The sequence below is a fragment of the Actinomadura sp. NBRC 104412 genome (assembly GCF_030269515.1).
GTDB lineage: Bacteria > Actinomycetota > Actinomycetes > Streptosporangiales > Streptosporangiaceae > Spirillospora.
In genome coordinates this window covers 1-25,480 of record NZ_BSTM01000019.1, presented here as the reverse complement: position 1 = coordinate 25,480, position 25,480 = coordinate 1, and the positions used below count along the sequence as shown (strand labels likewise).

Sequence of the window (25,480 nt, the reverse complement as noted above, 5' to 3'; positions counted from 1 at the left end):
CTCAGCCCTCGCCCTTGCGGGTACGGACCGTCTTGGTGGACCGGGTCTCCAGCTGCATCTCGTCGGCCTTGTCGACCTTCTTCTTCAGCCGGACGGTCCCGGTGGCCGGATCGACCACGTCCACGACCTTGCGCAGCATGGTGGTGATCGCGTCGTTGCCGGCCTCCTCGGCGAGCTGCACCGCGCGGCCGAGCCGGGCGGTGGCGGTGTCGAGGTCGCCGTCCTTGCGGGCCTGGAGCCCCTCCTGGATGACCTCGGCCAGCTCCGCCTGGCCGGTGTAGTGCGCCACCCGCGGGTTGATCCTGGTGGACTGCGCCTCGTCGTCGGTCCACTGGGCCAGCACGTTCCCGGTGGCGAGCACCTGCGGCTCCGTGCCCGCGGGGCCGGGCACGACCAGCTTCACCCAGGCGGCGCGCAGCTCCTTGCCCACCTCGCCGGGGGGCACCTCGACGCAGATGTGGTAGTCGCGGCTCTCCGCGCCCCACGCCCCGAGCGGATAGTCGCCCGACTGCGGCCCCGACTCGGTGCGCTTGCCGGTGAGGTCCTCGACGGACGGCAGCACCTGCTTGACGAACCTCAGCTTGGCGGTCTGCGGCGTCCACACGCGCAGCGCCACGTCCGCGACGTTCTTGCCCATGGCGGCCTCGGTCATCGCCTGGAAGTCGGCGACCAGGTCCTGCGGGTCGGCCACGATGTCCACGCTGCCCAGCAGCGCGGAGGCGATCTTGCGCAGTTCGGCGACCTCCCAGTCGGTTCCCACGCCGCGGCAGTCGCAGACGAACCGCCCCGTGCAGCGGGACAGCGCCGCGTCCAGTTCCTCGGCGGTCTCGTGCTGGTTCTTGCCGTCGGTCAGCAGGATCGCGTGCCGGACGCCTCCCTCGAGCTGCTCGAACAACTCGTTGGCCAGCCGCAGCCAGGATCCGATGGCGGTGCCGCCGTACGCCCGGAGCCGGCCGACCGCCGCCTTGGCCTCGCGCCGCGTCTCGGCGTCGGCCCGCTTCAGGACCGTCTGGCTCGGATAGACCATGGAGGCGGAGTTGGACCCGGCGACCACCGCGAAGTACACGCCGTCGCGGATGGTGTCGATGGCGGTCTGCGCGGCGGCGATCGCCGAGCGCATCTTGGTCTCGGGATAGGTCATCGACCCCGAGTGGTCGATGATGATCACTTCGGCGGCGGCCGGCGGCGCGGCGGCCGGGGCGCCGCCCGCCGACTCCACGGACACGATGGCGTGCACCTCGCGGCCGCCCTCGGGCAGGAACTTGTTCTGGTCGACCTTGATGCTGAACTGGGGCTGCTCGCTCAACGCTGATGCTCCATCGTGGGGTCGGACGTGGGAGGGGAGGCCGGGGGCAGCGGGATCACCGCGACGGTGATGTTGTCGCGGCCGCTGGCGTCCAGGGCGCGCCGGACCAGGGCGCGCGCGGCGGCCAGCGGACCGGCCCCCGTCCCGTCGAGGACGGCGGCGAGGTCGTCCGCGCCGGGCAGGTAGTTCCACAGCCCGTCGCTGCACACCAGCAGCGTGCCGGGCACGGTCTGATCGTGGGTGAAGGTGCTGACGTGCGGCCGGACCTCTTCGGCGTCGGCGCCCAGCCAGCCGGTGATGACGTGCGCGTTGGGGTGCGCCTCCGCCTCGGCCTCGGTGAGCGCGCCCTCGGCGACCATGAACGCCGCCCAGGAGTCGTCCGTCGTGAGGACGCGGGGCGTGCCGTCCAGTGACGGCCTGGCGGCCAGGCCCATGTCGAGGGTGTCCGCCGGGTCCCCGGCAGGCTCGGGCGGCTTGGGCGGCTCGACCGGCTCGGGCGAGGGGACGGACGGCAGCCAGTAGGCGCGGCTGTCGCCGACCCAGCCGATCGTGACCGAGCCCGGCACGGTCAGCGCGGAGACGAACGTGCAGGACGGGGCCGAACTCTCGGATTCGGCCAGCGCGGCGACGGCCTCGGCGGCGCGCATCACCGCCGCGTGCGTCGCCGCCTCCGGGTCGGCGCCCGACGCCAACTGGGCGACCAGCTCCTCGACGCCGGTGTCCGCGGCGGTACGGGACGCCACCTCGGGGTGCGGCGAGGAGCCCACGCCGTCCGACACCACGGCCGCGATCCCGCCGGGATGGCGGACGAGCGCGAGGGCGTCCTCGTTGTGGCTGTAACGCCTGCCGCGGTCGCTGGCCCCCGCCGCGGTCCCGTCCGCGAGCTCGACCTCGACGTGGTCGCGCTCGGCCGGCTGGCGCAGCCCGCACTGCTCGCAGTAGCCCTCGTCGTCGATCGTGCCGGTGCCGCAGCCGACACAGCGGCCCTCGGGGGACGCGGCGGCGTCCGTTCCCGGCGCGGCCTCGGCGTCCTCGCTGAGCCGGTGCCCGCACGCCTCGCAGAAGCCCTCGCCGGGGTACACCACCTCGCCGCAGGAGGGGCAGGTCAGTTCGGCGGTCTTCGCCGCTTCGGCCATGTGCTCTCCCGTCACGACGCCGTCCCGGTCACAGGAGGGTCCTGGGCCGTACGGAGTTGGCGCAGTCGATCAGCCAGCGGCGGTCCTCGCGGTCGTTGGTGTGCCGGGCGAGCGACCGGTAGGTCTCCTCCAGCTTGCGGCGCAGCGACTGCTCCTCCAAGGGCGTCCCGAGCACGCTGCCGTTGCCCTGCGGGCGCTGCCCGATCCACACCGCGTGGGGGCCGGTGGTGTGGACGACCCAGCTCAGCGCCGCCTCCAGGATCTCCGCGGCCAGCCGGTCGCGCCGTACCCCGTCCAGGCCGGGCACGGCCTCCAGCCGCGCGCCCGCCCGTTCCAGGTCGGCGGGGGTCAGGTCGTGGGGCGGCCGGTCGCGCACGGCGGTGGCCACGGCCGCGACCTGCGCGGCGATGTACTGGATCGCGACCTTGGGCACCGAGTCGAGCACCTCCGTCGCCCGCGCCCGGTCACCCGCCGCCAGATGCACCCTTGCCAGTCCGAACGCGGCGCCGATATAGCTCCGGTCGGTGCGCCACACCGTCTCGTACAGCCGCGCCGCCCCCTGCGGGTCGGCCTGCTCCTTGCACAGGGCCAGCGCCAGCTTCGGCGCCGCCTCCCCGGGAAGCAGCGAGTACAGGTCGTCGAACAGCTTGGCGGCCTCCTGGCGTCCCGAGGCGAGCTCGGCCACCGCCCGGTACCACGCGATCCGCCAGTCGCCGGGGCGCTCCGCCTCGACCGCGTCCACCAGGTCCATCGCCCTGAGGGTCTCGCCCAGCTCGATCCACGTGCGGGCCAGCGCCAGCCTCACCTCGATCGTCTGCTCGGGGGCGTTCGGCAGCACCGAGGCGAGCTGCTCGGATTCGAGGGCGGTGAGCCCCGCGAGGAAACCGGCGGCCGGGTCGGCCGGATCCACCAGCGGGGCGGGCAGCGAGGCCGCGGCCTCGACCGGCCGGACGGGCGGCAGCACCCCCTCGGCGTCGCCCAGGCGGGCCACGTCCGCGCCGGGCACCGACCGTTCCGGCCCGAACAGCACCGACGGCGCGGGGCGGGGCCGGCCGTCCTCGGCGGCCAGCACCTCGCGCAGCACACCGGTCAGCTGCTCGGCCATCTCGGCGGCGTCCTGGAACCTGCGCTCCGGATCCCGGTGCGTCGCGCGGCGCAGCAGCCGGTCGTACGACTCGTACCGGTCCAGCACCGGCACCTCGCCGCGTTCCGGCAGGTCGTGCACGTAGGTGGTGGTGTACCCCCGGAACGGGAAGCTCAGCACGGCCAGCGTCCGGCCGACGGTGTACAGGTCGGAGCTGATGGAGGGGCCCACCTCGGAGATCTCGGGGGCCTGGTAGCCGGTCGTCCCGTAGATCGCCCCGTCCTGGTCGTCCAGGCGGCGCACCCCGCCCAGGTCGATCAGCCGTAGCTGCTCCTCGGACTGGATCACGTTGTCCGGCTTGAAGTCGCAGTACACCAGCCCCTGCGCGTGCAGGTAGCCGAACGCCTGGAGCACTTCGAGGCCGTAGGCGATGGCCTGGCCGACCGGCAGCGCCCGCTCGCCGGTCTCCTCGCGGTGCCGCAGCAGGATGTCCTTCAGCGACTGCCCGCCGACGTACTCCATCACGATGTAGCCGGCGTCGCCGTGCCGCACGAAGTTGTAGATCTTGACGATGTTGGGGTGCTCGACCTCGGCCAGGAACGCCCGCTCGGCCTCCGCGGCGGCGATCGCGTCGGCGTCGCCGGTATCCAGCAGGCCCTTCAGCACCACCCAGCGCCCGTTGACGTTGCGGTCGCGGGCCAGGTATATCCAGCCGAGCCCGCCGTGCGCGATGCAGCCCAGCACCTCGTACTGGCCGCCGACCAGTTCGCCGGGCGACAGCTTGGGGGTGAAGGAGAAGCGCGTCCGGCACTTGGGGCAGAAGCCCTCCGTCCGTCCCGGACGGCCCTCGCGGCTGCGGCCCACCGGCTCCCCGCAGTTGCTGCAGAACCGCCTGGCCTCCGGGACCTGCGGGTCGGACAGGACCGCCGAGGACGGGTCCCGGTACGGGACGCGCGGCACCTCGACCAGCCCGGCGCCCAGCATGCCCCGCCGTCCCGAGGAGCGCGAGGACCCGGTACGGGTGGATCCGGTGCCCGTGGGTCCGGTGCCCATGGATCCGAGGCCCGCCGACCCGCCGGCCGTCGAGCCGGCGCTCGGTGGCATTCCGCAGACGTCGCAGTAGCCGTCCGCGATCGTGCCGCCGCAGCCGGGGCGCGCGCACCGGGTCGAGGCCGCCGCCGGAGCCGGGGGCGCGGAGGCCGCCGCCTGCGCGGGAGGGCTGCCGCAGGTGTCGCAGTAGCCGTCCTGGATCGTCCCCGAGCAGCCGGGCTCGGAGCAGGACGTGTGGGCGCTGGACGGCGGGGAGGAAGGCGCCTGAACCGCGCCGCCGGGCGAAGGGGGGTTCGTCGCGGCAGCCATACCGCATACGACGCAGTAACCGTCTTCGATGTTTCCGGTACATCCCGGCGCGGTGCACTGGTTCAACGGCCCTGTCCCTTCGTCCTCGCCGAAACGGCCTGCTGGTAGCCGGACAACATCACGGTCGCCTTCCTCAGGTCGCAGGGCGACGTCCACAGCACCGCGTGCGCCTCCTCGTACAGGGCGCCCAGCTCGGGATCCTCGGCGTGGCCGAGCCGCGTCGCCTTGGCCCTGTACGCCATGAGCCGCCCGCGCAGCTCCTCGCGCCTGTCCAGCAGTCCGGTGATCAGCCGCAGGTCGGCGCGTGCCTGGTCGAGGGCGTCCCGCGCGGCGCGTTCCAGGTCGACGGCGCGGTCGGCAAGGTCGCCCCAGCGCCGCCGGTCACGCAGAGCCGATAACGCCGCCAGCCGGTCCGCCAGCAGCGACGCCCGGTCGGCCGGATCGGGCAGCATGGGCGAGGCGATCTTGGCTCGCACCTCCCGGCGGGCGCGCTCCACCTCGTCCTCGGCGGACCGGACGAGCGCGACCGCCTCCCGCATCCGCGCCATCCGCTCGTCGAAGCCGCGACGGAACCGCACCGCCTCCGCCAGCCGCTCCTTCAGCTCCGCCAGCTCGGCCGCGACCGCGTCCAAGGCCCCGGTGTCGGGTCGCCCGTCGCGCGTGAGCGCGAGCGGATCCGACCGGACGGTACGGGCCAGCGCGTCGAGGTTCCCGGCGGCCCGCCGGAACTCCGTCTCCGGCTCGCCGAGATCGTCCACCAGCTCCGCGACGGCACGGCGCTCGGCCTCGGCCTCCTCCAGCCGGTCCAGCAGCGCCGACCAGACGCCGTCGAGCGCCGCCACATCACGGGCGACCTGCTCGTACAACGGGTTCATGCGCCGCACGACGGCGTCCAGCGACAGCCGCTCGGCCTGCGGCGCACCCAGCAGCGTGCGCCGCTCCAGCGGGACCTCCTCGGCCGGAAGCTCCACCGAGGCGCCGCCGAGCAGATGCGTCAGCCGGGCGAGCTGCTCGCCGCCGGGCCTGGCGTGCCGGGCCCGCAGCTCCTCCGCCTCCCGCAGCGTCCGCCCGTACAGGTCGAAGAGCGTCCACAGCGACGCCATCCGGGCGCGCACCTCGGACTGCCGCCTCGCCGTCTCGCCGCTGAGCGTTGCGCCCTCCAGCAACCGGTACCCCGTGTGCCCTTCCAAATCGAGCAGAGCCGTGCCGATGCGCTCCCTCTCGTCCCGCAGGTGCCGGAGGGCGCGGTCCACCTCTTCACGGTTCATCGGCGGGTTGCCCCTATCGACCCTGTATCCCCCGTTACGCCCACTTGGTGGATCAGTGTTCACCATGCGCGGGCGGCTTCTCAAGGTCATGCGCGACAGGCCGGAGGACAGGGCCGTTAAAACGCTGGGAAATGTCAGTGTTCGAACGTATGATCGAACCATGGCCAACGTCGCGACACCCACCACGGACCAGCGCAACGACCTCACCGCCGCCGAGATCGCCGCGCTCGCGCTCTCCCTGGCCCACCTGGGCACCGGCCCGCAGGCCGCGACCGCCCGCCGCGCCCTGCGCGCCCTGTTCGACCACGACGCCCACGACGACCTCGTCACCACCACCCTCGGCACGCTGACCGCGCCCCTCGACACCTCCACCGCCGACCGGGCCCGCGTCATCGCCGCCGCCATCACCGAACACCGCGTCGTCCGGCTCTGCTACGGCGACGCCGACGCCAACGTCACCATCCGCGAAGTGGAACCCGTCACCTGCCTCGTCCACCGCGACCACTGGTACCTGGTCGGCTGGTGCCGCATGCGCCGCGCCATCCGCGCCTTCCGCTTCGACCGCATCCTGGCCGTCGAGTCCACCGGCCTCCTCGCCCGCCCCCGCCGCGCCGACCGCTACTTGCCGTTCCAAAGGCGCGCGTGAGCGGCGCTGTGTTTATTGGCGGTGCCTGCGGCGTCGGGCGCTGGGCGCCCTCCTTCTCCGGCACCGCGTGCGATCGCTGCATCGCTTCGACTCGCCCTGGGGGCTCGCTGCGCGATCAGGTTTCTCGCAAGCTCGAAACCTGCCTTCGGTCGCGATCGCAACGCCTGGGGTTGTTGCGGGGCTGGGCCGGTGGCTGGGGTGGGTTGTTGGACCGCCGCTGCGGGGCGTTCGCCCCTGGGACGTCCCGCAGCGGTTGTGTTTATTGGCGGTGCCTGCGGCGTCGGGCGCTGGGCGCCCTCCTTCTCCGGCACCGCGTGCGATCGCTGCATCGCTTCGACTCGCCCTGGGGGCTCGCTGCGCGATCAGGTTTCTCGCAGGCTCGAAACCTGCCTTTGGTCGCGATCGCAACGCCTGGGGTTGTTGCGGGGCTGGGCCGGTGGCTGGGGTGGGTTGTTGGACCGCCGCTGCGGGGCGTTCGCCCCCGGGACGTCCCGCAGCGGCCTTTCGCTTACAGCTCGTAGAACGAGTCGACGGCCGGCTGGCCCGTGTAGTTGGGGCCCGCTGTGTCGTCGGCTCCCAGGAAGCGGTAGGGGAACGTCGGCTCTTGGCGTCCCTGCATGGAGATGCGGCGGCGGGTGGTGTCGTAGGTGAAGCCCTGGCGTTCTAGTTCGGTGGTGAGGCGGCGTCCTAAGGGTGTTCCGTCCGCTGCCCGGATCGAACGCGCGTCGAAGTTGGCTACCAGTAGGCCGTCGTCGCACAGCCAGGAGGCTGCCCGGGCCAGTACGGCCAGTTTGTCGCCCAGGTAGTGCAAGCCGTGGACTGAGGTGATCAGGTCGAAGCGTCCCTCCGGGACCCACTCGGTGACGGACGCGGCGACCAGCGTGAGGCCCGGCGGGGGAGGGGCGGGCATGAAGTGACCGGCCAGGTCCACCCCCACGATTTCGGCCGCGCCCTCCAGCAGGGCCGCGGCCTCGTGGAGGGCGCGGCCCGTGCCGCAGCACAGGTCGAGCCAGCGCGCCCCGGCGGGCAGCTTCGCCAGGACGTCGATGCCGAGTTCGCGGCCGTAGCCGTTGGAGCCGGTCAGGGAGCGTTCGCGGTTCATGGTGCAGTTCGCCACCACCGACGACCGCTGCAGTTCCTTGTCGTTCAGCAATCGAGTCACGCCGGACAGTCTGCTAGTGCTCGGCGGTTTGGTGGACGGCGTCGGTCATTACGGGGGGAATTGTGCCTTCGCGCTGGTAGATGGCGCGTTGGCGGCGGGCTCCGTTGCCGTCCTTCATGACGCGGCCGAGCAGGTCGTGGACGGTGCGCAGGTCGCCGTAGCGGTCCAGGGCGGGGGTGACGTGGTCGAGGAGGGCCGTCACCACGTCCGCCGCGGGAGCGGAGCGGTGGGTCACGGGGTGGACCAGGTCCTCGTCCAGGCCGGAGCGGCCGGCCCGCCACATGGCCAGCTTCAGCAGGTCGGTGCGTACGGGGTCCGGGGGCTCGCCGGCGCGCCAGGCGGTCGCGGCGGTGTCGACCAGCGCCCGTACCAGCGCCGCCACCAGCACGGTGTCGGACGAGCGCAGGCACACGTCGGCCACCCGGATCTCGATGGTCGGGTGGTGCCGGGACAGCCGGGCATCGAAGTAGATCATGCCTTCGTCCAGCAGGGTGCCGGTCTCGATCAGCGCCTGCACGGCCGCGCGGTACTTTGCTGCCGACCCGAACAACTGGGTCGGGCCGCTGGACGGCCACCGCCACCAGACCTGCTGCCGCCAGCTCTCGTACCCGGTGTCGTGCCCCTGCCAGAACGGGGAGTTCGCGCTGAGCGCCAGGAGCGGCGGCAGCCAGGGCCTGATCCGGTCCAGGACGGCGACGCCCTCGTCGGCGGAGCCGATGCTCACGTGCACGTGGCAGCCGCAGGTGAGCTGTTCGTCGGCGGTGAGCGCGTACGCGTCGGCCATGCGCCGGTACCGGCGGGACGGCGTCAGCGACGGGTGCACCTCCACCGGGCAGGTGGCCAGGGCCGCCACCGCCGCGCCCACGCCGGACGCCGCGATCGACGCGGCCCGGCGGATGGTGACAACCTGCTCGGCCAGCTCGTCCAGCGTCGCGCAGGGCAGCGTGCACATCTCGAGCTGCTCGCGCTGTAGCTCGGTCTCGAAGATCCCCGCGTTGCCCGCCCCCGCCAGCGGCACGCCCCCGTGCTCCCGCGCGTACCGGATCACCGCGTCCGACACGGCCCGAAGTCCCCCGCCGTCGGGGTCGACGAGCAGCAGCTCCTCCTCGACCCCGAACGTTCGCACGTCCATCGTTGTGTTGTGCCCGCCTTATCAGCGCCTTCACTGGCGGAGGGAGGAGAGGGCCAAGAGGGCCACGTGGAGGGAGACGCAGGACTCCACGTCGTCCAGGTCGGCGTTGAGAACGCGTTCTATGCGGCGCAGGCGTTCGTAGAAGGCGGGACGGGACAGATGGGCCTTTTGGGCGGCGACGGCCTTGTTGCGGCCCGCGTCCAGGTAGAGGCGCAGGATGTGGGTCAGGTCGCCCTTGCGCTCGGCGTCGTACTCCAGGAGGGGGCCGAGTTCGCGTTCGACGAAGGTCTGGATGCGGGCGTCGTCGCGGAGCAGGTGCAGCAGGCCGCGCAGGCGCAGGTCGGGCAGGCGGTAGAAGAGCCGGTCGCCCGAGGAGCCGCTGGCCACGTCGGCGACCTGGTCGGCCTCCAGGAACGAGCGGCGCACGTCCCGGATGGAGGCCACCACCGACCCGGCCGCCATGACCCCGTCGGACTGTTTGCGGACGCGGGTCGCCACGGCGGTGAGCGCGGTCTCGGGGTCGGAGCGCGCCGGGAGGGACGCCAGGACGCCGACCCGCGCCGAGGGCCCGCCCTCGTCCAGGACGCCGACCAGCGCGGCGAGCCGGGCGTCCTTGCAGGCCGCGGCGGCGACCTCGGCCAGTTCGGAGACCTCCGAGGGCTGCGCGTGGCCGCGGGTGCGCAGCACCACGCCGATCAGGCGGCGGCCCGACAGGGGGACGCCCAGCGCGCGGGAACGGGCGGCGGCCTCCTGCGGGTCGGAGTAGGAGTGCTCCAGGATCCGGGCGATGATCGTGCCGTGCGCCTGGCGTTCGACGCTCTCGGCGTGCCGGTCCAGCAGCCGGCCCAGCGCCAGCGTGGTGGCGGCCCGCTCGATCAGGACGGTGTCGCGGGCGGTGGGCGGCGCGCCCAACGTGATGATCAGGCGCCCCCAGTCCTCGCCGCGGGCGCCGACCATGGTGACCAGCCAGCCGGACGCCGCGTCGTACGCGGTGCGCTGCCCGGGACGGACGGCGCGCGAGCGGGTCTCCCACGCCGACAGCAGCTCGGCCGGGTCGCGCCCGTCGGCGTCGGCGGCCAGCACCTGGTGCGACAGGTTCTCCAGGACGACGGCGTGCCCGCCCAGCGCCGCGGTCTGCCGGACGACCTCCTCGGTGGAGGCGCCCTCCACCGACAACTGGGTGAAGATCTCGTGCAGCCGCTCGGAGGCGCGCAGCTCCGCGTACTGCTCCTGGACGATCCGGGCGTGCACGGACTCGGTGATGTCCACGAACGCGGGCTCGTGCGCCAGCATGACGACCGGCAGCCGGTGCTCCTCGGCGGCGGCCAGCAGGGCGGGCGGCAGGGCGTCGGCGTACCGCCGGCCCAGCTCGATCATCAGCCCGCTGACCCCGACCTCGGCCAGCTCGGCGATGTAGGCCCGCAGCCGTTCCGGCTCGTCCGGTAAGGCGATGCCGGTGGTCAGGACCAGCTCGCCGCCGTGCAGCAGGTGCGCGATGTCGGTGACCTCGGCCACATGGACCCAGCGGACCCGGTTGTCCAGCCGGTCGCCGCCGGCGACCACATGCGGCTGGCCGCGGCGCACCGCGTCGAGACAGAGCACATCGCCCAGCGTGGGAAGCATGGTCTTACACAGTGTAAAGGGTGCCACTCCGTCAAGCGTCCGGCCTGGATCGTGACACTGTGGCGGTTCCCAGGGCAGGCCGCCGGGACCAGACTGTGGGCATGTCGGAACATGCGAGTCTGCTGCAGCGCCACCGGGCCGTCATGCCGTCCTGGGTGGCCCTCAACTACGAGCGTCCCATCGAGATCGTCGCCGGCAAGGGCAACCGCGTGACCGACGGCGAGGGCAACGGCTACCTCGACTTCTTCACGGGCATCCTCAGCAACATGATCGGGTACGACGTGCCCGAGGTCAGGGAGGCGGTGGAGCGGCAGATCGCCACCGGCATCGTGCACACCTCCACCTCCTACCTGCTGCGCGGCCAGATCGAGCTCGCGGAGAAGATCGCGCGGCTGTCCGGCATCCCGGGCGCCAAGGTGTTCTTCACCAACTCCGGCACCGAGGCCAACGAGACCGCGCTGCTGCTGGCCGCCTACACCCGCCGCACCGACCAGATGCTGGCGATGCGGCAGAGCTACCACGGCCGCTCGTTCGGCGCGATCGGCGTCACCGGCACCCGGGCCTGGACGAACCTGTCGTACTCGCCGGTCCACGTCCACTTCCTGCACGGCGCCGACCGGCACCTGCCGCAGTTCAAGGACCTGTCGGACGAGGCGTACATCGACGTGTGCGTCGAGGACCTGCGGCACGTGCTGGCGACCGCGGCGGGCGGTGAGGTGGGCGCGCTGATCGCCGAGCCGATCCAGGGCGTGGGCGGCTTCACCATGGCCCCCGACGGGCTGTTCCGGGCGTACAAGGAGGTCCTGGACGAGTACGGCATCCTGCTCATCTCCGATGAGGTGCAGACGGGATGGGGCCGTACCGGGCAGAGCTTCTTCGGCATCCAGAGCCACGGCGTGACGCCCGACATGATGACCTTCGCCAAGGGCCTGGGCAACGGCTTCGCGATCGGCGGCGTCGTCGCCCGCGGGGACCTGATGGACGCGCTGCCCGCGGTGGGGATCTCCACGTTCGGCGGCAACCCGATCGCCATGGCGGCCGGCAACGCCACGCTCGACTACGTCCTGGAGCACGACCTCCAGTCCAACGCCGCCCGGCAGGGCGAGACGATCATCGGCGGGCTGCGCGCCGCGGCCGAGACGCTGGACATCGTCCGGGCCGTGCGCGGCAAGGGGCTGATGTTCGCGGTCGAGCTGGCCGACCCGGCGACGGGCGAGCCCAGCCCGCCGCTGGCCGCCGCCGTGCTGGAGGCCACGCGGGAACGCGGGCTGCTGGTCGGCAAGGGCGGCCTGTACGGCAACGTGGTCCGGATGGCGCCTCCGCTGACGCTCACCGACGCCGAGGCGGCCGAGGGCCTGGCCATCCTGACCGACGCCCTCCACAGCGTGAACGAGGACGCGACGTCATGACCAGGCACATCACCCACTGGATCGACGGCAAGCCGCACACCGGCGCCCCCGCCGAACGGCAGGGCGAGGTGTACGAGCCCTCGTCCGGCCGCGTGAGCGGCAGGGTCGACTTCGCCGGGCGGGAGGAGATCGACGCCGCGGTCGCCGCGGCGAAGGCCGCCTTCCCCGCCTGGCGGGACACCTCGCTCGCCCGGCGCACCGCGGTCCTGTTCCGCTTCCGCGAACTGGTGAACGCGCACCGCGACGAGCTGGCCAGGCTGATCTCGTCCGAGCACGGCAAGGTGGTCTCGGACGCGGCGGGCGAGGTGGCGCGCGGCCTGGAGGTCGTGGAGTTCGCCTGCGGCATCCCGCACCTGCTCAAGGGCGGGTTCTCGGAGAACGTCTCGTCCCGTGTGGACGCCTACTCGATCCTTCAGCCGCTGGGCGTGGTCGCGGGGATCACCCCGTTCAACTTCCCCGCGATGGTGCCGATGTGGATGTTCCCCGTCGCGATCGCCTGCGGGAACACCTTCGTCCTCAAGCCGTCGGAGAAGGACCCGTCCGCCTCGGTCCGGCTGGCGGAGCTGTGGGCGGAGGCCGGGCTGCCCGAGGGCGTCTTCAACGTCGTCCACGGCGACAAGGCCGCGGTGGACGGGCTGCTGCACCATGACGACGTCAAGGCGGTCAGCTTCGTCGGCTCCACCCCGATCGCCCGCTCCATTTACGAAACGGCGGCCCGCCACGGCAAGCGCGTCCAGGCCCTCGGCGGCGCCAAGAACCACATGGTGGTGCTGCCCGACGCCGACCTCGACCTGGCCGCGGACGCCGCGGTGTCGGCCGGGTTCGGCTCGGCGGGCGAGCGCTGCATGGCCATCTCCGTCGTCGTCGCCGTCGACCCGGTGGGGGACGAGCTGATCGGCAAGATCACGGAGCGCGTCGCCAAGCTGAAGGTCGGTCCGGGGGACAACCCCGAGTCGGAGATGGGTCCGCTGGTCACCAGGGCGCACCGGGACAAGGTCGCGTCCTACCTGGACGCGGGCGTCGCCCAGGGCGCCACCCTCGTGGTGGACGGGCGCAAGACCCCGATCCTCGGCGATCCGGGCGACGGGTTCTGGCTCGGCCCGACCGTCCTCGACCATGTGACGCCCGAGATGGACGCCTACAAGGACGAGATCTTCGGTCCCGTCCTCTCGGTGGTCCGGGTCCGTTCCTACGACGAGGCCATGGAGGTCATCGCCGGGAACCCGTACGGCAACGGCACCGCGATCTTCACCAACGACGGCGGGGCGGCGCGCCGCTTCCAGAACGAGGTGGAGGTCGGCATGGTCGGCATCAACGTGCCGATCCCCGTGCCGATGGCCTACTACTCCTTCGGCGGCTGGAAGTCGTCCCTGTTCGGCGACAGCCACGCCTACGGCATGGAGGGCGTCCACTTCTACACCAGGACCAAGGCGGTCACGGCGCGCTGGCTCGACCCGTCCCACGGAGGAGTGAACCTGGGCTTCCCCACCAACGGCTGAGCGCGAGCCCGGCGGCCAGGCAGGCGAACGGGATCGTGGGCACCACGTACCGGTAGTCGAAGTCGGCGCTGGCGATGGGGAACACCAGCAACGCCACGGCGGACGCCCATGCCGGCGCCGGCCCGCGACGGGTGAGCCCCACCGCGCCGACCGCGAACAGCGCGCCCAGCGCCGGCCCCGGAAGGTACACCCACCTCTGGTAGGCGATCATGAGGTCGGCGTACGGCTGGACGACCCGGCTCACGACGGGTGACCGCTCGTACCGGGTCGCGTCAGCCAGCGCCGTGCTGTGCCCTCCGCCCCACCCCTTGCGGGAGGGGAGGACCTGGGGCCGGTCGGGGAAGTGGTACAGCGCCTCGGTGCTTGCCGTCGGATGCGGGGAACGGTGGGGGCCGAAGGCCATGCCGACACCGTCGCCGATCGCCTTCAGGTAGCCGCCGGGATTGGTGACGATGGCGCGTGCCGCGAAGTCACGCAGGGTGGCGTTGGCCTCCCGGCCGGTGACGTTCTCGTACACGACCCGGGGTGGGGCCTGGCTCACCCAGATGAGACGTCCGGGCGGATACCCCTTGGCGCGCAACGAGGGGCTGAGGCACAGCGGTTTCAAGCCGGGTGGCATCTCACCGCAGTCGGCGAACGCCGTCGTCCGTCCCCACAGGTAGATGCCGTCACTGGACGTGAGGCCGTAGGAGCCGTGAGCACCGTGGAACCAGACGGCGTAAGCCGCGAGTGGCACCACGGCGGCCGCACCGAAGACCAGAGCGTGCCACCTGCGGAGCAGCAGCCACAGGAAGGCCACCGGAAGCAGGGGCAGGGCGGCCGACCGCACCAGCACCGCGTACCCGAGCAGCCCTCCGGCGACGGCGGCCATCCACCACTCGGACCTCCACAGCACGAGCGTCAACGCCGCCGCGATCAGGAAGGTGAACAGCGCTTCGGACATCAGCAGGTGCTCAAGCTCGATCGTGTACGCGTCGAACAGGATCGGCAGTGTGAACAGCGTGGCGGCCCACCCCGGCAACCCCGCCCGGCACAGCAGCGCGTAGACCATCACCGCGACGGCCAGCCCCATCGCGTGCTGCAAGCTCGCCACCAGGGCCAGGCTGTGGACGGGTTCGAGCAGCCTCAGCACGAACGAATAGCCCAGCGTCTTGCTCGGCGACGGAGCGGGACGCAGCGCGTAACCGAGGTAGAAGTAGGAGTCCCCGGTGAACCACAGCACGCCGGGATATCCGAGCATGGTGAGCCACCGGACGGCGGCGCCCAAGGCGAGCGCGGCGACGAACGGCGCATGAGTGGGACATATCTGACCAAAAAGCCGACCCACCAGGTCAGGCTAGGCACCACAGGTCGCGCGCCGTGAACGCCGCGCCTGACTTGGTGAACAGGTCATGTTCACCAGACGCCGGCGATGCCTTGATCGAACCTTCGGGCAAGGTCCGTCCGGGCTCCGCCGCCGACGGGGAGGGACGCGTCCGCGACCCGCTGTGACAACCGGCAGGTCCGGATGATGGGCATTTCCTGCCGTTCGCAGGTTTTCGTCGTCAATTTTCGTCACGCCGCCTCCGACAAATAATAGCTACAGGTGTTGACTGGCTCTGTGGCGAGACGCCACAATCTGATTGTCTCAATTAATTCGAGATGCAATTAAAAAGGACGGGTTCCGCGCGATGACTACTGGCGACCACTCGGCCGAGGCCGAGGCGCTCAGCCGGCGGTATCCGGGCTGGACCGTCTGGTTCGGCCCGTTCACCCGCCGCTGGTGGGCGCTCCCTCCGCGGGAGCGGAACCCGGCGGGGTTCGTCGAGGCCGAGTCACCGCAGCGGCTCATCGCACGGATCGAGGTGGTCCAGCACGGCGAAACCACCCGGCAAGAGCCCGGGAGCCAGGCCCCGACCAGGGCCTACTCCCCGCCAGACCCCCGGCAGGACGCGCACCGGCCCTCGAACCTCCTCCGTCTCGAGGGCATCACACCGGCGGCGTCCCGGCGGGTACCGGTGATCGTGTGGCCAGGCAGCACTGCAAGGTGATCCGCTGTTCCCCAACCTCGCCACGCCCCACCGGTGCCGCCACGGCCCGGGACGGACGGTCAGCCCGCGCCATATCCCTCTCCAGCAACCTCCGTGTGTGGCGCGGACGCCAGCACCCGCCGTCCCCCCGGGCCGTGGCGGTTTCTCGTGCGCCACGACCCAAAGGCTATTCCTTAATGGTGTTCACCGGAGCGCCCTAAAAACAGCACCGGAAAAGCCGCGCCGTGCCCGCGCGTCGCGGAATTCGCGTGCCGCCGCCGTCCGAACGGATCCCGAAGCGGCCCTGGAGGCGCTACGCTGCGCCGACGGGTGACGTGGGCGATTCGGGAGCGTGATGAGGCGGAGGTCCAAGGCGGCGGCCTCGGTGCTGGCCGTGGCGGCGATGGTCGGGGCGCTGGGCGGCGCCTGCACCGGTGACGACGAACGGGAGCCGGTCGGCGCGATGCGGGCGGCGAGCACCCTGGGCCCCGGCGAGGGGGCGCTCAACCTGGTGACGCTGCCCGGCGAGGTGGAGGCGGGCGGCACCGACCCCCGGGTCGACTGGGTGACCCCGTTCCAGGAACGCACCGGGTGCAAGGTCAGCGTCAAGGGGGCCCGCAACGCCCAGGAGCTGACCGAGCTGATGAGCAACGAGTCCCGTCGGTACGACGGCGTGGCCGCCCCGCCGGAGGTCGCCGGTCGGCTCATCGAGGGCAAGGACGTCGCCCCGGTCAACCCGGACCTGGTGGAGGGCTACAAGAAGCTCCAGCCCCGCCTGCGCGCCCTGCTCAAGAAGGACGACAAGGTGTACGGGGTCCCCTACGTCTGGGGCTCGAACCTCCTCATGTACGACACCAGGGCGGTGGACTCGGCCCCGTCGAGCTGGGCCGCGCTGTTCGACCCCGCCCAGGCCGCGAAGCACTCGGGCCGGCTGGTGATCCGCGACAGCCCCCTGACCATCGCCGAGGCCGCCCTCTACCTGCGCAGCAAGAACCGCAAGCTCAAGATCAGCGACCCGTACTCCCTCACCCGCCGCCAGCTCGACGAGGTCATCAAGATCCTGGTCCGGCAGCGCCCGCACGTGAAGGAGTACTGGGAGCTCCCCGCCGACGCCGTGAGCGCCTTCGCCGGCGGGGGAGCGGCCGTGGGCCAGGTCTGGCCGTACCAGGTGGACGTCCTGACCCGCGCGGGCAAGCCGGTGCAGGGCGTCGTCCCCGACGGCGGCGTCACCGGCTGGATGAAGGCATGGATGATCGGCGCCCGCGCCCAGCACCCCAACTGCATGTACCAGTGGTTGCAGTGGACCGCGTCACCCGACGTCCAGCAACAGGTCGCCGAGTGGTCGGGCGTGGCCCCCGCCAACCCCCAGGCATGCACCGGCGACCGCCTGCGCGCCGCCTTCTGCAACGCCTACCGCGTGAGCGACCGCGACTACCTGGAAAAGGTCATCTTCGCCCACACCCCGTCCAGAGAATGCGGCGCGGGCGACGAGAACGACATGAACGGCCGCCGCGACTGCACCGACTACACGGAGTGGACAAAAGCCTGGATCCAAGCCACCAAGTCCTAAGCCCACCAACAGCAGACAAGAACGACCGCCAGCGACAGCCAACGGCGTGCGGCCCCAGGTCGAGCAACCAGGTCCCGAAACAACACCAACCGGCGCGCTCGCGCCCGAAGCCAGCAGCGAGTCGAAGCGATGCAGCGATCGCCGCGCAAGCGACAAGCAACGAGCCCCCAAGGCGAGGAGCGCAGCTCGCGCCTGCAAATAGTCACCTCTCGCACCCACCCCAGCCCCCAACCCCAACCCCGAACGGCGCCCAACCGCCGCGATCGCGACCGAAGGCAGGGGCGAGCGCCAGCGAGACCCTGATCGCGTAGCGAGCCCCTGGGCGAGTCGAAGCGATGCAGCGATCGCCGCAGGCGCGACAAGCGAGGAGCGCCAGCGACGAGCGCAGCTCGCGCCTGCAATAAACACACGCGCAACTACCTCAGCCCGCAACCCCCAGCCCCGAACGGCGGCCAGGCGTTGCGATCGCGACCGAAGGCAGGGGCGAGCGCCAGCGAGACCCTGATCGCGTAGCGAGCCCCTGGGCGAGTCGGAGCGATGCAGCGATCGCCGCGGAAGCGACAAGCGACGAGCCGTCAAGGCGAGGAGCGCAGCTCGCTGAAGCAAATAAGAAAGGGCGCGCCCGGCCGCCCCCAGCCGGGCGCGCCACCCGGGTGGTCCCGGACCTCCCCCCGATGGTCCGGGTCACCCTTTCTCCTGGAGAGATCTCCTGGATGCCGGTGTCGGTCTAGCGAGCTAGTCGAGTACCGGCATCGCCGCTCTGGCCCGCCGGGTGGGCGGGCGGGCGGCGGTGGTCGGCTCCGGGCCTTGGGGCCCGCGGGGGACCGGCAGGGCGGGTGCGCAATCGTCGCACGCGAACACCCCTTGGCCGTCGGGCAGTAGCCCTAGGCGTACTCGTGGCCGCGGCCACTTTTTGTGGCAGACGACGCAGGCGTCGCCTTGGCGTTGCGCGGCGGTCAGCACGCCGGGGTCGAACCGTGGTTCCCCCGTGTGGCCCATTGCCCATTCCCCCTGTGTAGCGGGAGCCGACATCACAGAATCCTTTATAGGTGGTGAAACGTGTTGCTCTCGTTACTCTCAGTGAAAATGGCGGCAAAGGTCAGGGGGTGTGCCGGGCGGTCCGGGGTGGCCGTTCCGGGAATGCACATGGGTGATCTGCCGTCGCCGCAGGCGGGGTGGGAATTGCGGGGGAGGAGGGGGCCGGATCGCGGCGCCCGCTTTGCCCTGGTTTGGATGGTCTCCGCATAGAAATGAGAGATGCGGGGAAACAGCGGGGCCGATCGCCCGGCGAGGTCGTCGCGTCCGGTGCGTGACAGGCCGGCGCCGCTGCGGCTGCTCTCCCTTTCCGTGGCGATCGTCGCCACGTCGCTGCTCACCACCGGCGCCTGGGCGATGGACACGTTCCTGCCCGGTGCCGTGGTGGGCGCTGGTCTCTGCCTGCTCCTGCTCACGCCGGTCCTGTGGTCGTTGCGGCGTTCGGCGAACCGGCGCACGGACGCCGTCCAGCGGTTCGAGGCGCGGCTGTCGGAGGTCGCCGAGTCCGGGTGGGGGCTGCGCGTCCCCCCGCCCGGCGCCGCCGACCGCGGCGGAGGGGAGATCGCTCGGCTCACCCGTACGGTCAACGGCATGCTGGACCGGGAGGAACGGACGGTGGCGCGGCAGCGCCAGTTCGCCGCGGACGCCTCGCACGAGCTGCGCACCCCGATCGCCGGGCTGCGCACCAAGATCGAGGTGGCGCTGGCGGATCCGGAGGAGATCGATCCGGTGGCGACGCTGAAGGACGCGCTCCGCGATGTCGAGCGGCTGCACCAGATCGCGGAGGACCTGCTGGCCCTGGCCCGGATCGACGTCGGCGCGCGGCCCGAGCGCGCGCCGCTGGACCTGACCGGCCTGGTCCGGGACGAGGTGGCGGCCCGCACGTCGGCCGTCCCGCTGCGCAGCGGCCTGCGGGACGGCGTGCTGGTGGAGGGGAACCGCCCGCAGATCGTCCGGGCGCTGGTGAACCTGCTCAACAACGCCGAACGGTACGCCGAGCGGGAGATCACCGTCACCCTCGGAACCGAGGGGGGTGAGGCGGTGCTGGAGGTGCGCGACGACGGGCCCGGCATCGCCGTGGGCGATCGGGAGCGCGTCTTCGACCCGTTCGCCCGCCTGGACTCCGCGCGCAGCCGTGACCGCGGCGGCAGCGGCCTCGGGCTGCCCGTGGCCCGCGAGATCGTGGCCGCGCACGGCGGGCGGCTGAACGTCGCGGACAGTGACCGCGGCGCGCGTCTCGTTCTGCGGCTCCCCCTGTACCGCCGGCGCGAGAGGGGCGAGCAGGCCGAGGAGGACGACCCGGAGCGGGCGGAACGCGCCACGTTCCGCCCGCCCATGCGCGCCACCACGCGCGCCAAGGGGACCGGCTGAGCCAGGCCCGCCGCCGTTACGACGATTGCGCCCTCCGGTACAGGTTCTGCGCGTCGGCGCCGAAGTACGGCCCGAACATGTGCGTCGGCAAGAAGTTGTACTTGAAGCTGTTAACCGAGTTCTGGACGCCCGTGCCGGTCGCCTCGTCGAAGCTCAGGAACCATGGTCCCCCGCTGGACCCGCCGGTCATGGTGCACGTCATCCCCTGCGCGGTGGTGCCCAGCAGGTCGTTGATGACGGGGCCGCTGCAGTAGGTGAGCGCGCTTCCGTCGTAGGGCGCCTCGGCCGGGTAGCCGAAGGCGTACATGGTCTGCCCGCGGTCCTGGTTGAACGCGATGCCCTGGCCGCCCACGGCGTCGACCAGGTTGCGGCCGTCCAGGGAGTTCACCACGGCGGCGCCCACGTCGTAGTTGATGTCCTCGGTGGCGTCCCATTGGGGTGTGGTCAGGGTCTGCCTGGCGGTCCAGGTGCCGTACGGGCGCTGCCCGTCGTCGTAGCCCGGGACGAACACCCAGTTGGTGTGCCAGGAGCCTTCCAGCTTCACGCAGTGGCCCGCCGTGATGACCGTGCTCCTGTTGGCGCTGGTGACCGCGTCCCCTGAGCAGGACGCGTTGCGCCCTTGGAAGGTGAAGAACACGCGTCCCGCCGTGCGCGCGACCTTGCCGCCTTGCGTCCAGGCCGCTCCCGGGGTGAGGAGGGGCAGCGCCTTGGTGGCGGGGAACTGCTGTTTGACGCCTCGCTTCACCGCCTTCTGGCTGGAGGGCCTGGCCTTGAACAGCCGTTCCATCGGTACGGCCGAACGCATGCGCTCGTGCGTCCAGTAGGCGGTGACGCGCTTCTCCGCGGCGTCCCCGATCGCCTGCGCGCGGACCTTCGGCGAGGGCGGGGCGGCCTGGGCGGGGGCGGCCAGCAGCGGCGTGACGAGGACGGCTCCGCCGAGCGCGGAGAAGGTCATGGCCCGGAAGTGAGGGGAGCGTTTCATGGGGCCTCCGAAGAGCCGGGGGAGGTGGAAGGCGAGGCGTGTCCGTTCGTGAGCGGACGGTAAGCGGACCGTATTTCGCCGACCATGGCGCGACTAGTGGCATAAATCCACAAACAGAGCCATGCATCTGCACAGTCTTGGACGTTTCCGCATGTGGATCGCCCTTCCGGGTGACGGCGGACCGCCACCGTGGGTGATCGGAAGATCGCCGGTGGGTGGGCACGGCGGCGCGGGTCCGCGCGCCCGGGAGCCGCGATGGCCGACAATGGACCGCGTGATGCCATCTCCCAGCGCCGCCGTCCCCTCCGACGGCTCCTCCGGAGGCCCGCGGGGCCGCCGCGACGTCGCCGTGCTCGGCTCGACCGGGTCGATCGGCACCCAGGCCCTCGACGTGATCCGCCGCAATCCGGACCGGTTCAGGGTGACCGGGCTCGCGGCCGGCGGCGGACGGGTGGAGCTGCTGGCCGAGCAGGCCCTGGAGTTCCGCCCCGAGATCGTCGCGGTGGCCCGCGCGTCCGCCGCCCAGGACTTGCAACTGGCCTTCTACGCCGAGGCGAGGCGGCGCGGGTACGCGGCGGGCGAGTACGCCATACCGAAGATCGTCGCGGGTCCCGAGGCGGTCGCCGAGGTCGCGTCCTGGCCGTCCGACCTGGTGCTGAACGGCGTCACCGGCGCGCTGGGCCTGTCCTCCACGCTGGCCGCCCTGGACGCGGGACGCACGCTCGCGCTCGCCAACAAGGAATCCCTGATCGTCGGCGGGCCGCTGGTGAAGGAGCGGGCCCGGCCCGGCCAGATCGTTCCCGTCGACTCCGAGCATTCCGCGCTGGCACAGTGCCTGCGCGGCGGGCGCGCGGCCGAGGTGCGGCGGCTGGTGCTCACCGCCAGCGGCGGCCCGTTCCGCGGCCGTACCCGGGACGAGCTGGCCGCCGTCACCCCCGAGCAGGCGCTCGCCCACCCGACCTGGGACATGGGCCCGGTCATCACGATCAACTCCGCCACCCTGGTGAACAAGGGGCTGGAGGTGATCGAGGCGCACCTGCTGTTCGACGTCCCGTTCGACCGGATCGAGGTCATGGTGCACCCCCAGTCGGTGATCCACTCGATGGTGGAGTTCGCCGACGGCTCGACGCTCGCCCAGGCCAGCCCGCCCGACATGCGGCTGCCGATCGCGCTGGGACTGGCCTGGCCCGACCGGGTCCCCGACGCCGCGCCCGGCGTGGACTGGACGCGGGCCCACACCTGGGAGCTGTTCCCGCTCGACCGCGAGGCGTTCCCCGCCGTCGCGCTGGCCGCCGAGGTCGGGACCAGAGGCGGGACCGCACCCGCCGTCTACAACGCGGCCAACGAGGAATGCGTCGAGGCGTTCCGCGCCGGACGCCTCCCATTCCTGGGGATAGTGGACACGGTCGCGCGGGTAGTGGAGGAGCACGGAACGGCCGCCACGGCCGGCCTGACGCTCGACGACGTCCTCGCCGCCGACGCGTGGGCGCGGGCGCGGGCGAGGGAGATCACAGGGTCGGCCTGACCACGGGAGGGGAGGGACGCGGTGTCCTTTCTCCTCGGCGTGGTGCTGTTCGTCGCCGCGCTGCTGATCTCGGTGATGCTGCACGAGGCGGGCCACTTGGTGACCGCCAAGCGCTTCGGCATGAAGGCCACCCAGTACTTCGTGGGCTTCGGCCCCACGCTGTGGTCGCGCCGCAGGGGCGAGACCGAGTACGGGATCAAGGCGGTCCTCCTCGGCGGCTTCGTCAAGATCGTCGGCTATACGCCGCTGGAGGAGATCGACCCGGCCGACCGGCCGCGCGCCTTCTACCGGCAGCCCGCGGGACGCAGGGCCGTCGTGATCGCCGGCGGCGTCGTGATGAACTTCGCCTTCGCCTTCGTGCTGCTCATGCTGATGGCGATGGCGATCGGGCTGCACGTCCCCGGCACCGCCACCACCACGGTGCGGGAGGTCAGCCCGTGCGTCCCGGCGAACGCGAAGGCCGCCTGCTCCCGCGGAGACCCGCCCTCACCGGCCGCCGCCGCGGGGCTGCGCGAGGGCGACCGGGTGATCTCGTTCAACGGCACGCCCGTCCGGAACTGGGACGAGCTGCGGCACGCCATCGCGGCGTCCCGGCCGGGGCGGACCGTCACCGTCGTGGTGGACCGCGCCCGTGCGCGGGTCACCCTGCGGCCGAGGCTGGCCTCGTCCGGCGGGCAGCCGTTCCTGGGCATGTCCGCGCGCGTGGTCGGCGAGGGGTACGAGCGCGTCGGACCGGTCGGCGCGGCGGCGTTCGCGTCCCGGGCGATCGGCGAGACCGTGGGCGGCATCGGCCGGGCCCTGGCCGACCTGCCCGCCGCCGTCCCCCACCTGTTCTCCGAGGACCGCGCCAGCACCCCGGGCGGCCAGGTCGGCAGCGTGGTCGGGGCGGGCGACGTGTCGGGGCAGATCTTCGCCTCCGACAGCTCCTGGCAGGACAAGCTCGTCCTGTACCTGTCGCTGGTCGTCTCGCTGAACATCTTCCTGGGCGCGCTCAACGTGATCCCCATCCTGCCGCTGGACGGCGGCCACCTGGCGATCGTCGCCTACGAACGGGCCCGCGCCCTGCTGGCACGGCTGCGCGGAAGGCCCGACCCCGGCACGGTGGACGTGGCCAAGCTGATGCCCATCACCTACGTGGCCATCTTCCTGCTGATCGGCCTGGGACTGCTCCTGATCGCGGCGGACTTGGTCAACCCCCTGCGGCTTCCGCAATAGCGATCACCAAGACTTCTCCCGGGTCCGCGTCATCCCATGCCCCGCGGGCACTTAGGGTGGGGAGGCGGGTGCCGACTGGGTGCAGGCATCCCGCGTACGGGGTCGTTCAAAGGGAGAGGGATGAGCGTTTCACTCGGAATTCCGACGATCCGCGGCGAAGGGGACGGAGCCGGTGAGCGGACGCAGGTCGCGCCGCGCCGCGCCTCCCGGCGGATCATGGTCGGCGACGTCCCCGTCGGGGGCGACGCGCCGGTCTCCGTGCAGTCGATGACCACCACGCTGACCGCCGACGTCAACGCCACACTCCAGCAGATCGCCGAGCTGGCCACCGCCGGCTGCCAGATCGTACGGGTCGCGGTCCCCTCCCAGGACGACGCGGACGCGCTGCCACAGATCGCCCGCAAGTCGCCCATCCCGGTGATCGCCGACATCCACTTCCAGCCCAAGTACGTGTTCGCCGCGATCGACGCGGGCTGCGCGGCCGTCCGGGTCAACCCGGGCAACATCAAGAAGTTCGACGACAAGGTCGGCGAGATCGCCAAGGCCGCCTCCGACGCCGGCGTCCCCATCCGCATCGGCGTCAACGCCGGCTCGCTGGACAAGCGGCTGCTGGAGAAGTACGGCAGGGCCACCCCCGAGGCGATGGTGGAGTCCGCCCTCTGGGAGTGCTCGCTGTTCGAGGAGCACGGCTTCCGCGACATCAAGATCTCCGTCAAGCACAACGACCCCGTCGTGATGATCGAGGCGTACCGCCAGTTGGCCGCCGCCTGCGACTACCCGCTGCACCTGGGCGTCACCGAGGCAGGTCCCGCCTTCCAGGGCACGATCAAGTCGGCGGTCGCCTTCGGCGCGCTGCTCTCCCAGGGCATCGGCGACACCATCCGCGTCTCGCTGTCCGCGCCCCCCGTGGAAGAGGTCAAGGTCGGCACCCAGATCCTGGAGTCCCTCGGCCTGCGGAAGCGCGGCCTGGAGATCGTGTCCTGCCCGTCCTGCGGCCGCGCCCAAGTGGACGTCTACACCCTCGCCGAGCGGGTCACAGCCGCCCTGAAGGACTTCCCCGTCCCCCTGCGCGTCGCCGTGATGGGCTGCGTCGTCAACGGCCCCGGCGAAGCCCGCGAAGCCGACCTCGGCGTCGCCTCCGGCAACGGCAAAGGCCAGATCTTCGTCAAAGGCGAGGTCATCAAGACCGTCCCGGAATCCCAGATCGTCGAAACCCTCATCGAAGAAGCCATGCGCCTCGCCGAAAACATGGGCATAGACATCGAAAGCACCCCTTAAGCGTGCCTATTTGCAAGCGAGAGCTGCGCTCGTCGCTGGCGCTCCTCGCTTGTCTCGCTTGCGGCGATCGCTGCATCGCTTCGACTCGCCCAGGGGCTCGCTACGCGATCAGGGTCTCGCTCGCGCTCGCCCCTGCCTTCGGTCGCGATCGCAACGCTTGAGCGACCGTTCGTGGCTGGGGTTGGGGGCTGAGGTGGGTGCGACTGTGTTCATTGGCAAGCGCTAGCTGCGCTCCTCGCCTGGCGGCTCGCTCCGCGATCAGATTCTCGCTTCGCTCGAATCCGCCTTCGGACGCGATCGCGGCGGTTAGGGTCGCTGCGGGGCTGGGCTGCTGGTTGTGCTTGTTGTGCCTCGCGGCCCGTCTGGCGAGTCGGTGCGCGATCCGGTTTCTCCCACTGCCTTCCAGCGCTTGAGGTCCGCTCCACCCTGAGCAGGGCAGACCTCAAGCGGTCAAGCAAGCCCACCGACCTCAGCCCACAGCCCAGCCCCGCACCAACCTCAGGCGTTGCGATCGCGTCCGAAGGCAGGTTTCGAGCCTGCGAGAAACCTGATCGCGTAGCGAGCCCCTGGGCGAGTCGGAGCGATGCAGCGATCGCCGCAAGCACGACAAGCGACGAGCCGCCAGGCGAGGAGCGCAGCTCGTGCTTGCCAATGAACGGAGCGCAGCTCGTACCTGCAAATAACCACCTCGCAACCACCTCAGCCCCTAACCCCAGCCCCGAACGGCGCCCAGGCGTTGCGATCTGTCAACGGCGCCTCAATCGTGACCCCCTGAGGGCGTTTGAACCGTAACCCCTTGATGTTGTTGTTGGTTACTGTTCGTGGTTGTGTTTGGCCGCGGGTGGGCGACCGAGGTCTCGGTTCTTGAGGC

Annotated in this window: 18 protein-coding genes; 9 read left to right on the top strand and 9 right to left on the bottom strand. The window is 71.7% G+C overall.

The features are described from left to right. Nucleotide 1: 1 nt before the first annotated feature. From QSK21_RS22645 to QSK21_RS22630, 4 genes are all read right to left on the bottom strand, one after another. Nucleotides 2–1,306, bottom strand: a complete 1,305-nt coding sequence (locus QSK21_RS22645; protein ID WP_285698692.1) for a vWA domain-containing protein — start codon at nucleotides 1,304–1,306, stop codon at nucleotides 2–4. Continuing rightward, a complete protein-coding gene (locus QSK21_RS22640; protein WP_285698691.1) occupies nucleotides 1,303–2,442 on the bottom strand; it encodes a PP2C family protein-serine/threonine phosphatase in 1,140 nt (379 codons plus the stop codon). Before QSK21_RS22640 ends, QSK21_RS22645 begins: the two co-directional genes overlap by 4 nt. A 28-nt stretch (nucleotides 2,443–2,470) precedes the next feature. Then, a complete protein-coding gene (locus QSK21_RS22635) occupies nucleotides 2,471–4,885 on the bottom strand; it encodes a serine/threonine-protein kinase (RefSeq protein WP_285698690.1) in 2,415 nt (804 codons plus the stop codon). A gap of 62 nt (nucleotides 4,886–4,947) precedes the next feature. Continuing rightward, entirely contained in the window at nucleotides 4,948–6,153 is a 1,206-nt protein-coding gene (locus tag QSK21_RS22630) for a hypothetical protein (protein ID WP_285698688.1), read from the bottom strand. Nucleotides 6,154–6,313: 160 nt separating this feature from the next. On the opposite strand from QSK21_RS22630, the gene QSK21_RS22625 reads away from it, so the two are divergent. After that, nucleotides 6,314–6,799: a helix-turn-helix transcriptional regulator gene (locus QSK21_RS22625; protein ID WP_285698686.1), complete on the top strand. Its 486-nt coding sequence runs from the start codon at nucleotides 6,314–6,316 to the stop codon at nucleotides 6,797–6,799. A gap of 508 nt (nucleotides 6,800–7,307) precedes the next feature. Here the strand turns inward: QSK21_RS22625 and QSK21_RS22620 are convergent. Genes QSK21_RS22620 through QSK21_RS22610 form a run of 3 tightly spaced genes read right to left on the bottom strand, consistent with a single transcriptional unit; the run spans nucleotide 7,308 to nucleotide 10,716 of the window. Then, nucleotides 7,308–7,961 (bottom strand): class I SAM-dependent methyltransferase, encoded by a 654-nt coding sequence (locus QSK21_RS22620; protein ID WP_285698684.1) that lies wholly within the window; start codon nucleotides 7,959–7,961, stop codon nucleotides 7,308–7,310. A 13-nt stretch (nucleotides 7,962–7,974) separates the two neighbouring features. Then, the gene (locus QSK21_RS22615) at nucleotides 7,975–9,093 is read right to left on the bottom strand and encodes a carboxylate-amine ligase (protein WP_285698683.1); all 1,119 of its coding nucleotides are present in this window, start codon (nucleotides 9,091–9,093) and stop codon (nucleotides 7,975–7,977) included. A 30-nt stretch (nucleotides 9,094–9,123) separates the two neighbouring features. Then, nucleotides 9,124–10,716, bottom strand: a complete 1,593-nt coding sequence (locus tag QSK21_RS22610) for a PucR family transcriptional regulator (RefSeq protein WP_285698681.1) — start codon at nucleotides 10,714–10,716, stop codon at nucleotides 9,124–9,126. Between the two features lie 101 nt (nucleotides 10,717–10,817). On the opposite strand from QSK21_RS22610, the gene QSK21_RS22605 reads away from it, so the two are divergent. Beyond that, entirely contained in the window at nucleotides 10,818–12,125 is a 1,308-nt protein-coding gene (locus tag QSK21_RS22605; protein ID WP_285698680.1) for an aspartate aminotransferase family protein, read from the top strand. Further along, a complete protein-coding gene (locus tag QSK21_RS22600) occupies nucleotides 12,122–13,624 on the top strand; it encodes a CoA-acylating methylmalonate-semialdehyde dehydrogenase (protein ID WP_285698679.1) in 1,503 nt (500 codons plus the stop codon). Before QSK21_RS22605 ends, QSK21_RS22600 begins: the two co-directional genes overlap by 4 nt. Here the strand turns inward: QSK21_RS22600 and QSK21_RS22595 are convergent. Then, on the bottom strand, nucleotides 13,560–14,951 hold the full coding sequence (locus QSK21_RS22595) for a hypothetical protein (RefSeq protein WP_285698678.1): 1,392 nt from the start codon (nucleotides 14,949–14,951) through the stop codon (nucleotides 13,560–13,562). The two genes, QSK21_RS22600 and QSK21_RS22595, sit on opposite strands and share 65 nt — an antisense overlap. 343 nt (nucleotides 14,952–15,294) lie before the next feature. Here QSK21_RS22595 and QSK21_RS22590 point away from each other — a divergent pair, with 343 nt between their 5' ends. From QSK21_RS22590 to QSK21_RS22575, 3 genes are all read left to right on the top strand, one after another. Then, nucleotides 15,295–15,654, top strand: coding sequence for a hypothetical protein (locus QSK21_RS22590; RefSeq protein ID WP_285698677.1), 360 nt, complete (start codon nucleotides 15,295–15,297; stop codon nucleotides 15,652–15,654). A gap of 334 nt (nucleotides 15,655–15,988) precedes the next feature. Then, nucleotides 15,989–17,203 (top strand): extracellular solute-binding protein, encoded by a 1,215-nt coding sequence (locus QSK21_RS22585; protein ID WP_285698676.1) that lies wholly within the window; start codon nucleotides 15,989–15,991, stop codon nucleotides 17,201–17,203. Nucleotides 17,204–18,508: 1,305 nt separating this feature from the next. Next, on the top strand, nucleotides 18,509–19,609 hold the full coding sequence (locus QSK21_RS22575) for a sensor histidine kinase (RefSeq protein ID WP_285698674.1): 1,101 nt from the start codon (nucleotides 18,509–18,511) through the stop codon (nucleotides 19,607–19,609). 16 nt (nucleotides 19,610–19,625) lie between these two features. Here QSK21_RS22575 and QSK21_RS22570 read toward each other — a convergent pair whose 3' ends face one another. After that, the gene (locus QSK21_RS22570; RefSeq protein ID WP_285698673.1) at nucleotides 19,626–20,591 is read right to left on the bottom strand and encodes a trypsin-like serine peptidase; all 966 of its coding nucleotides are present in this window, start codon (nucleotides 20,589–20,591) and stop codon (nucleotides 19,626–19,628) included. Nucleotides 20,592–20,868: 277 nt separating this feature from the next. On the opposite strand from QSK21_RS22570, the gene dxr reads away from it, so the two are divergent. From dxr to ispG, 3 genes are all read left to right on the top strand, one after another. Continuing rightward, nucleotides 20,869–22,116, top strand: a complete 1,248-nt coding sequence (gene dxr / locus QSK21_RS22565; protein WP_285698671.1) for a 1-deoxy-D-xylulose-5-phosphate reductoisomerase — start codon at nucleotides 20,869–20,871, stop codon at nucleotides 22,114–22,116. A gap of 21 nt (nucleotides 22,117–22,137) precedes the next feature. Then, nucleotides 22,138–23,331 carry a M50 family metallopeptidase gene (locus tag QSK21_RS22560; RefSeq protein ID WP_285698670.1) on the top strand — a complete coding sequence of 398 codons (1,194 nt, stop codon included), beginning with the start codon at nucleotides 22,138–22,140 and terminating at the stop codon, nucleotides 23,329–23,331. A 120-nt stretch (nucleotides 23,332–23,451) separates the two neighbouring features. Further along, entirely contained in the window at nucleotides 23,452–24,609 is a 1,158-nt protein-coding gene (ispG, locus tag QSK21_RS22555; RefSeq protein ID WP_285698669.1) for a flavodoxin-dependent (E)-4-hydroxy-3-methylbut-2-enyl-diphosphate synthase, read from the top strand. Nucleotides 24,610–25,480 lie beyond the last annotated feature (871 nt).

What these genes read in the sequence shown, in the direction of transcription:
- QSK21_RS22610 (WP_285698681.1), bottom strand. Translation starts at nt 10,716, where the DNA reads ATGCTTCCCACGCTGGGCGATGTGCTCTGTCTCGACGCGGTGCGCCGC.
- QSK21_RS22600 (WP_285698679.1), top strand. Translation starts at nt 12,122, where the DNA reads ATGACCAGGCACATCACCCACTGGATCGACGGCAAGCCGCACACCGGC.
- QSK21_RS22640 (WP_285698691.1), bottom strand. Translation starts at nt 2,442, where the DNA reads ATGGCCGAAGCGGCGAAGACCGCCGAACTGACCTGCCCCTCCTGCGGC.
- QSK21_RS22605 (WP_285698680.1), top strand. Translation starts at nt 10,818, where the DNA reads ATGTCGGAACATGCGAGTCTGCTGCAGCGCCACCGGGCCGTCATGCCG.
- ispG (WP_285698669.1), top strand. Translation starts at nt 23,452, where the DNA reads ATGAGCGTTTCACTCGGAATTCCGACGATCCGCGGCGAAGGGGACGGA.
- QSK21_RS22590 (WP_285698677.1), top strand. Translation starts at nt 15,295, where the DNA reads ATGACTACTGGCGACCACTCGGCCGAGGCCGAGGCGCTCAGCCGGCGG.
- QSK21_RS22630 (WP_285698688.1), bottom strand. Translation starts at nt 6,153, where the DNA reads ATGAACCGTGAAGAGGTGGACCGCGCCCTCCGGCACCTGCGGGACGAG.
- QSK21_RS22635 (WP_285698690.1), bottom strand. Translation starts at nt 4,885, where the DNA reads ATGGCTGCCGCGACGAACCCCCCTTCGCCCGGCGGCGCGGTTCAGGCG.
- dxr (WP_285698671.1), top strand. Translation starts at nt 20,869, where the DNA reads ATGCCATCTCCCAGCGCCGCCGTCCCCTCCGACGGCTCCTCCGGAGGC.
- QSK21_RS22625 (WP_285698686.1), top strand. Translation starts at nt 6,314, where the DNA reads ATGGCCAACGTCGCGACACCCACCACGGACCAGCGCAACGACCTCACC.
- QSK21_RS22585 (WP_285698676.1), top strand. Translation starts at nt 15,989, where the DNA reads ATGAGGCGGAGGTCCAAGGCGGCGGCCTCGGTGCTGGCCGTGGCGGCG.
- QSK21_RS22570 (WP_285698673.1), bottom strand. Translation starts at nt 20,591, where the DNA reads ATGAAACGCTCCCCTCACTTCCGGGCCATGACCTTCTCCGCGCTCGGC.
- QSK21_RS22615 (WP_285698683.1), bottom strand. Translation starts at nt 9,093, where the DNA reads ATGGACGTGCGAACGTTCGGGGTCGAGGAGGAGCTGCTGCTCGTCGAC.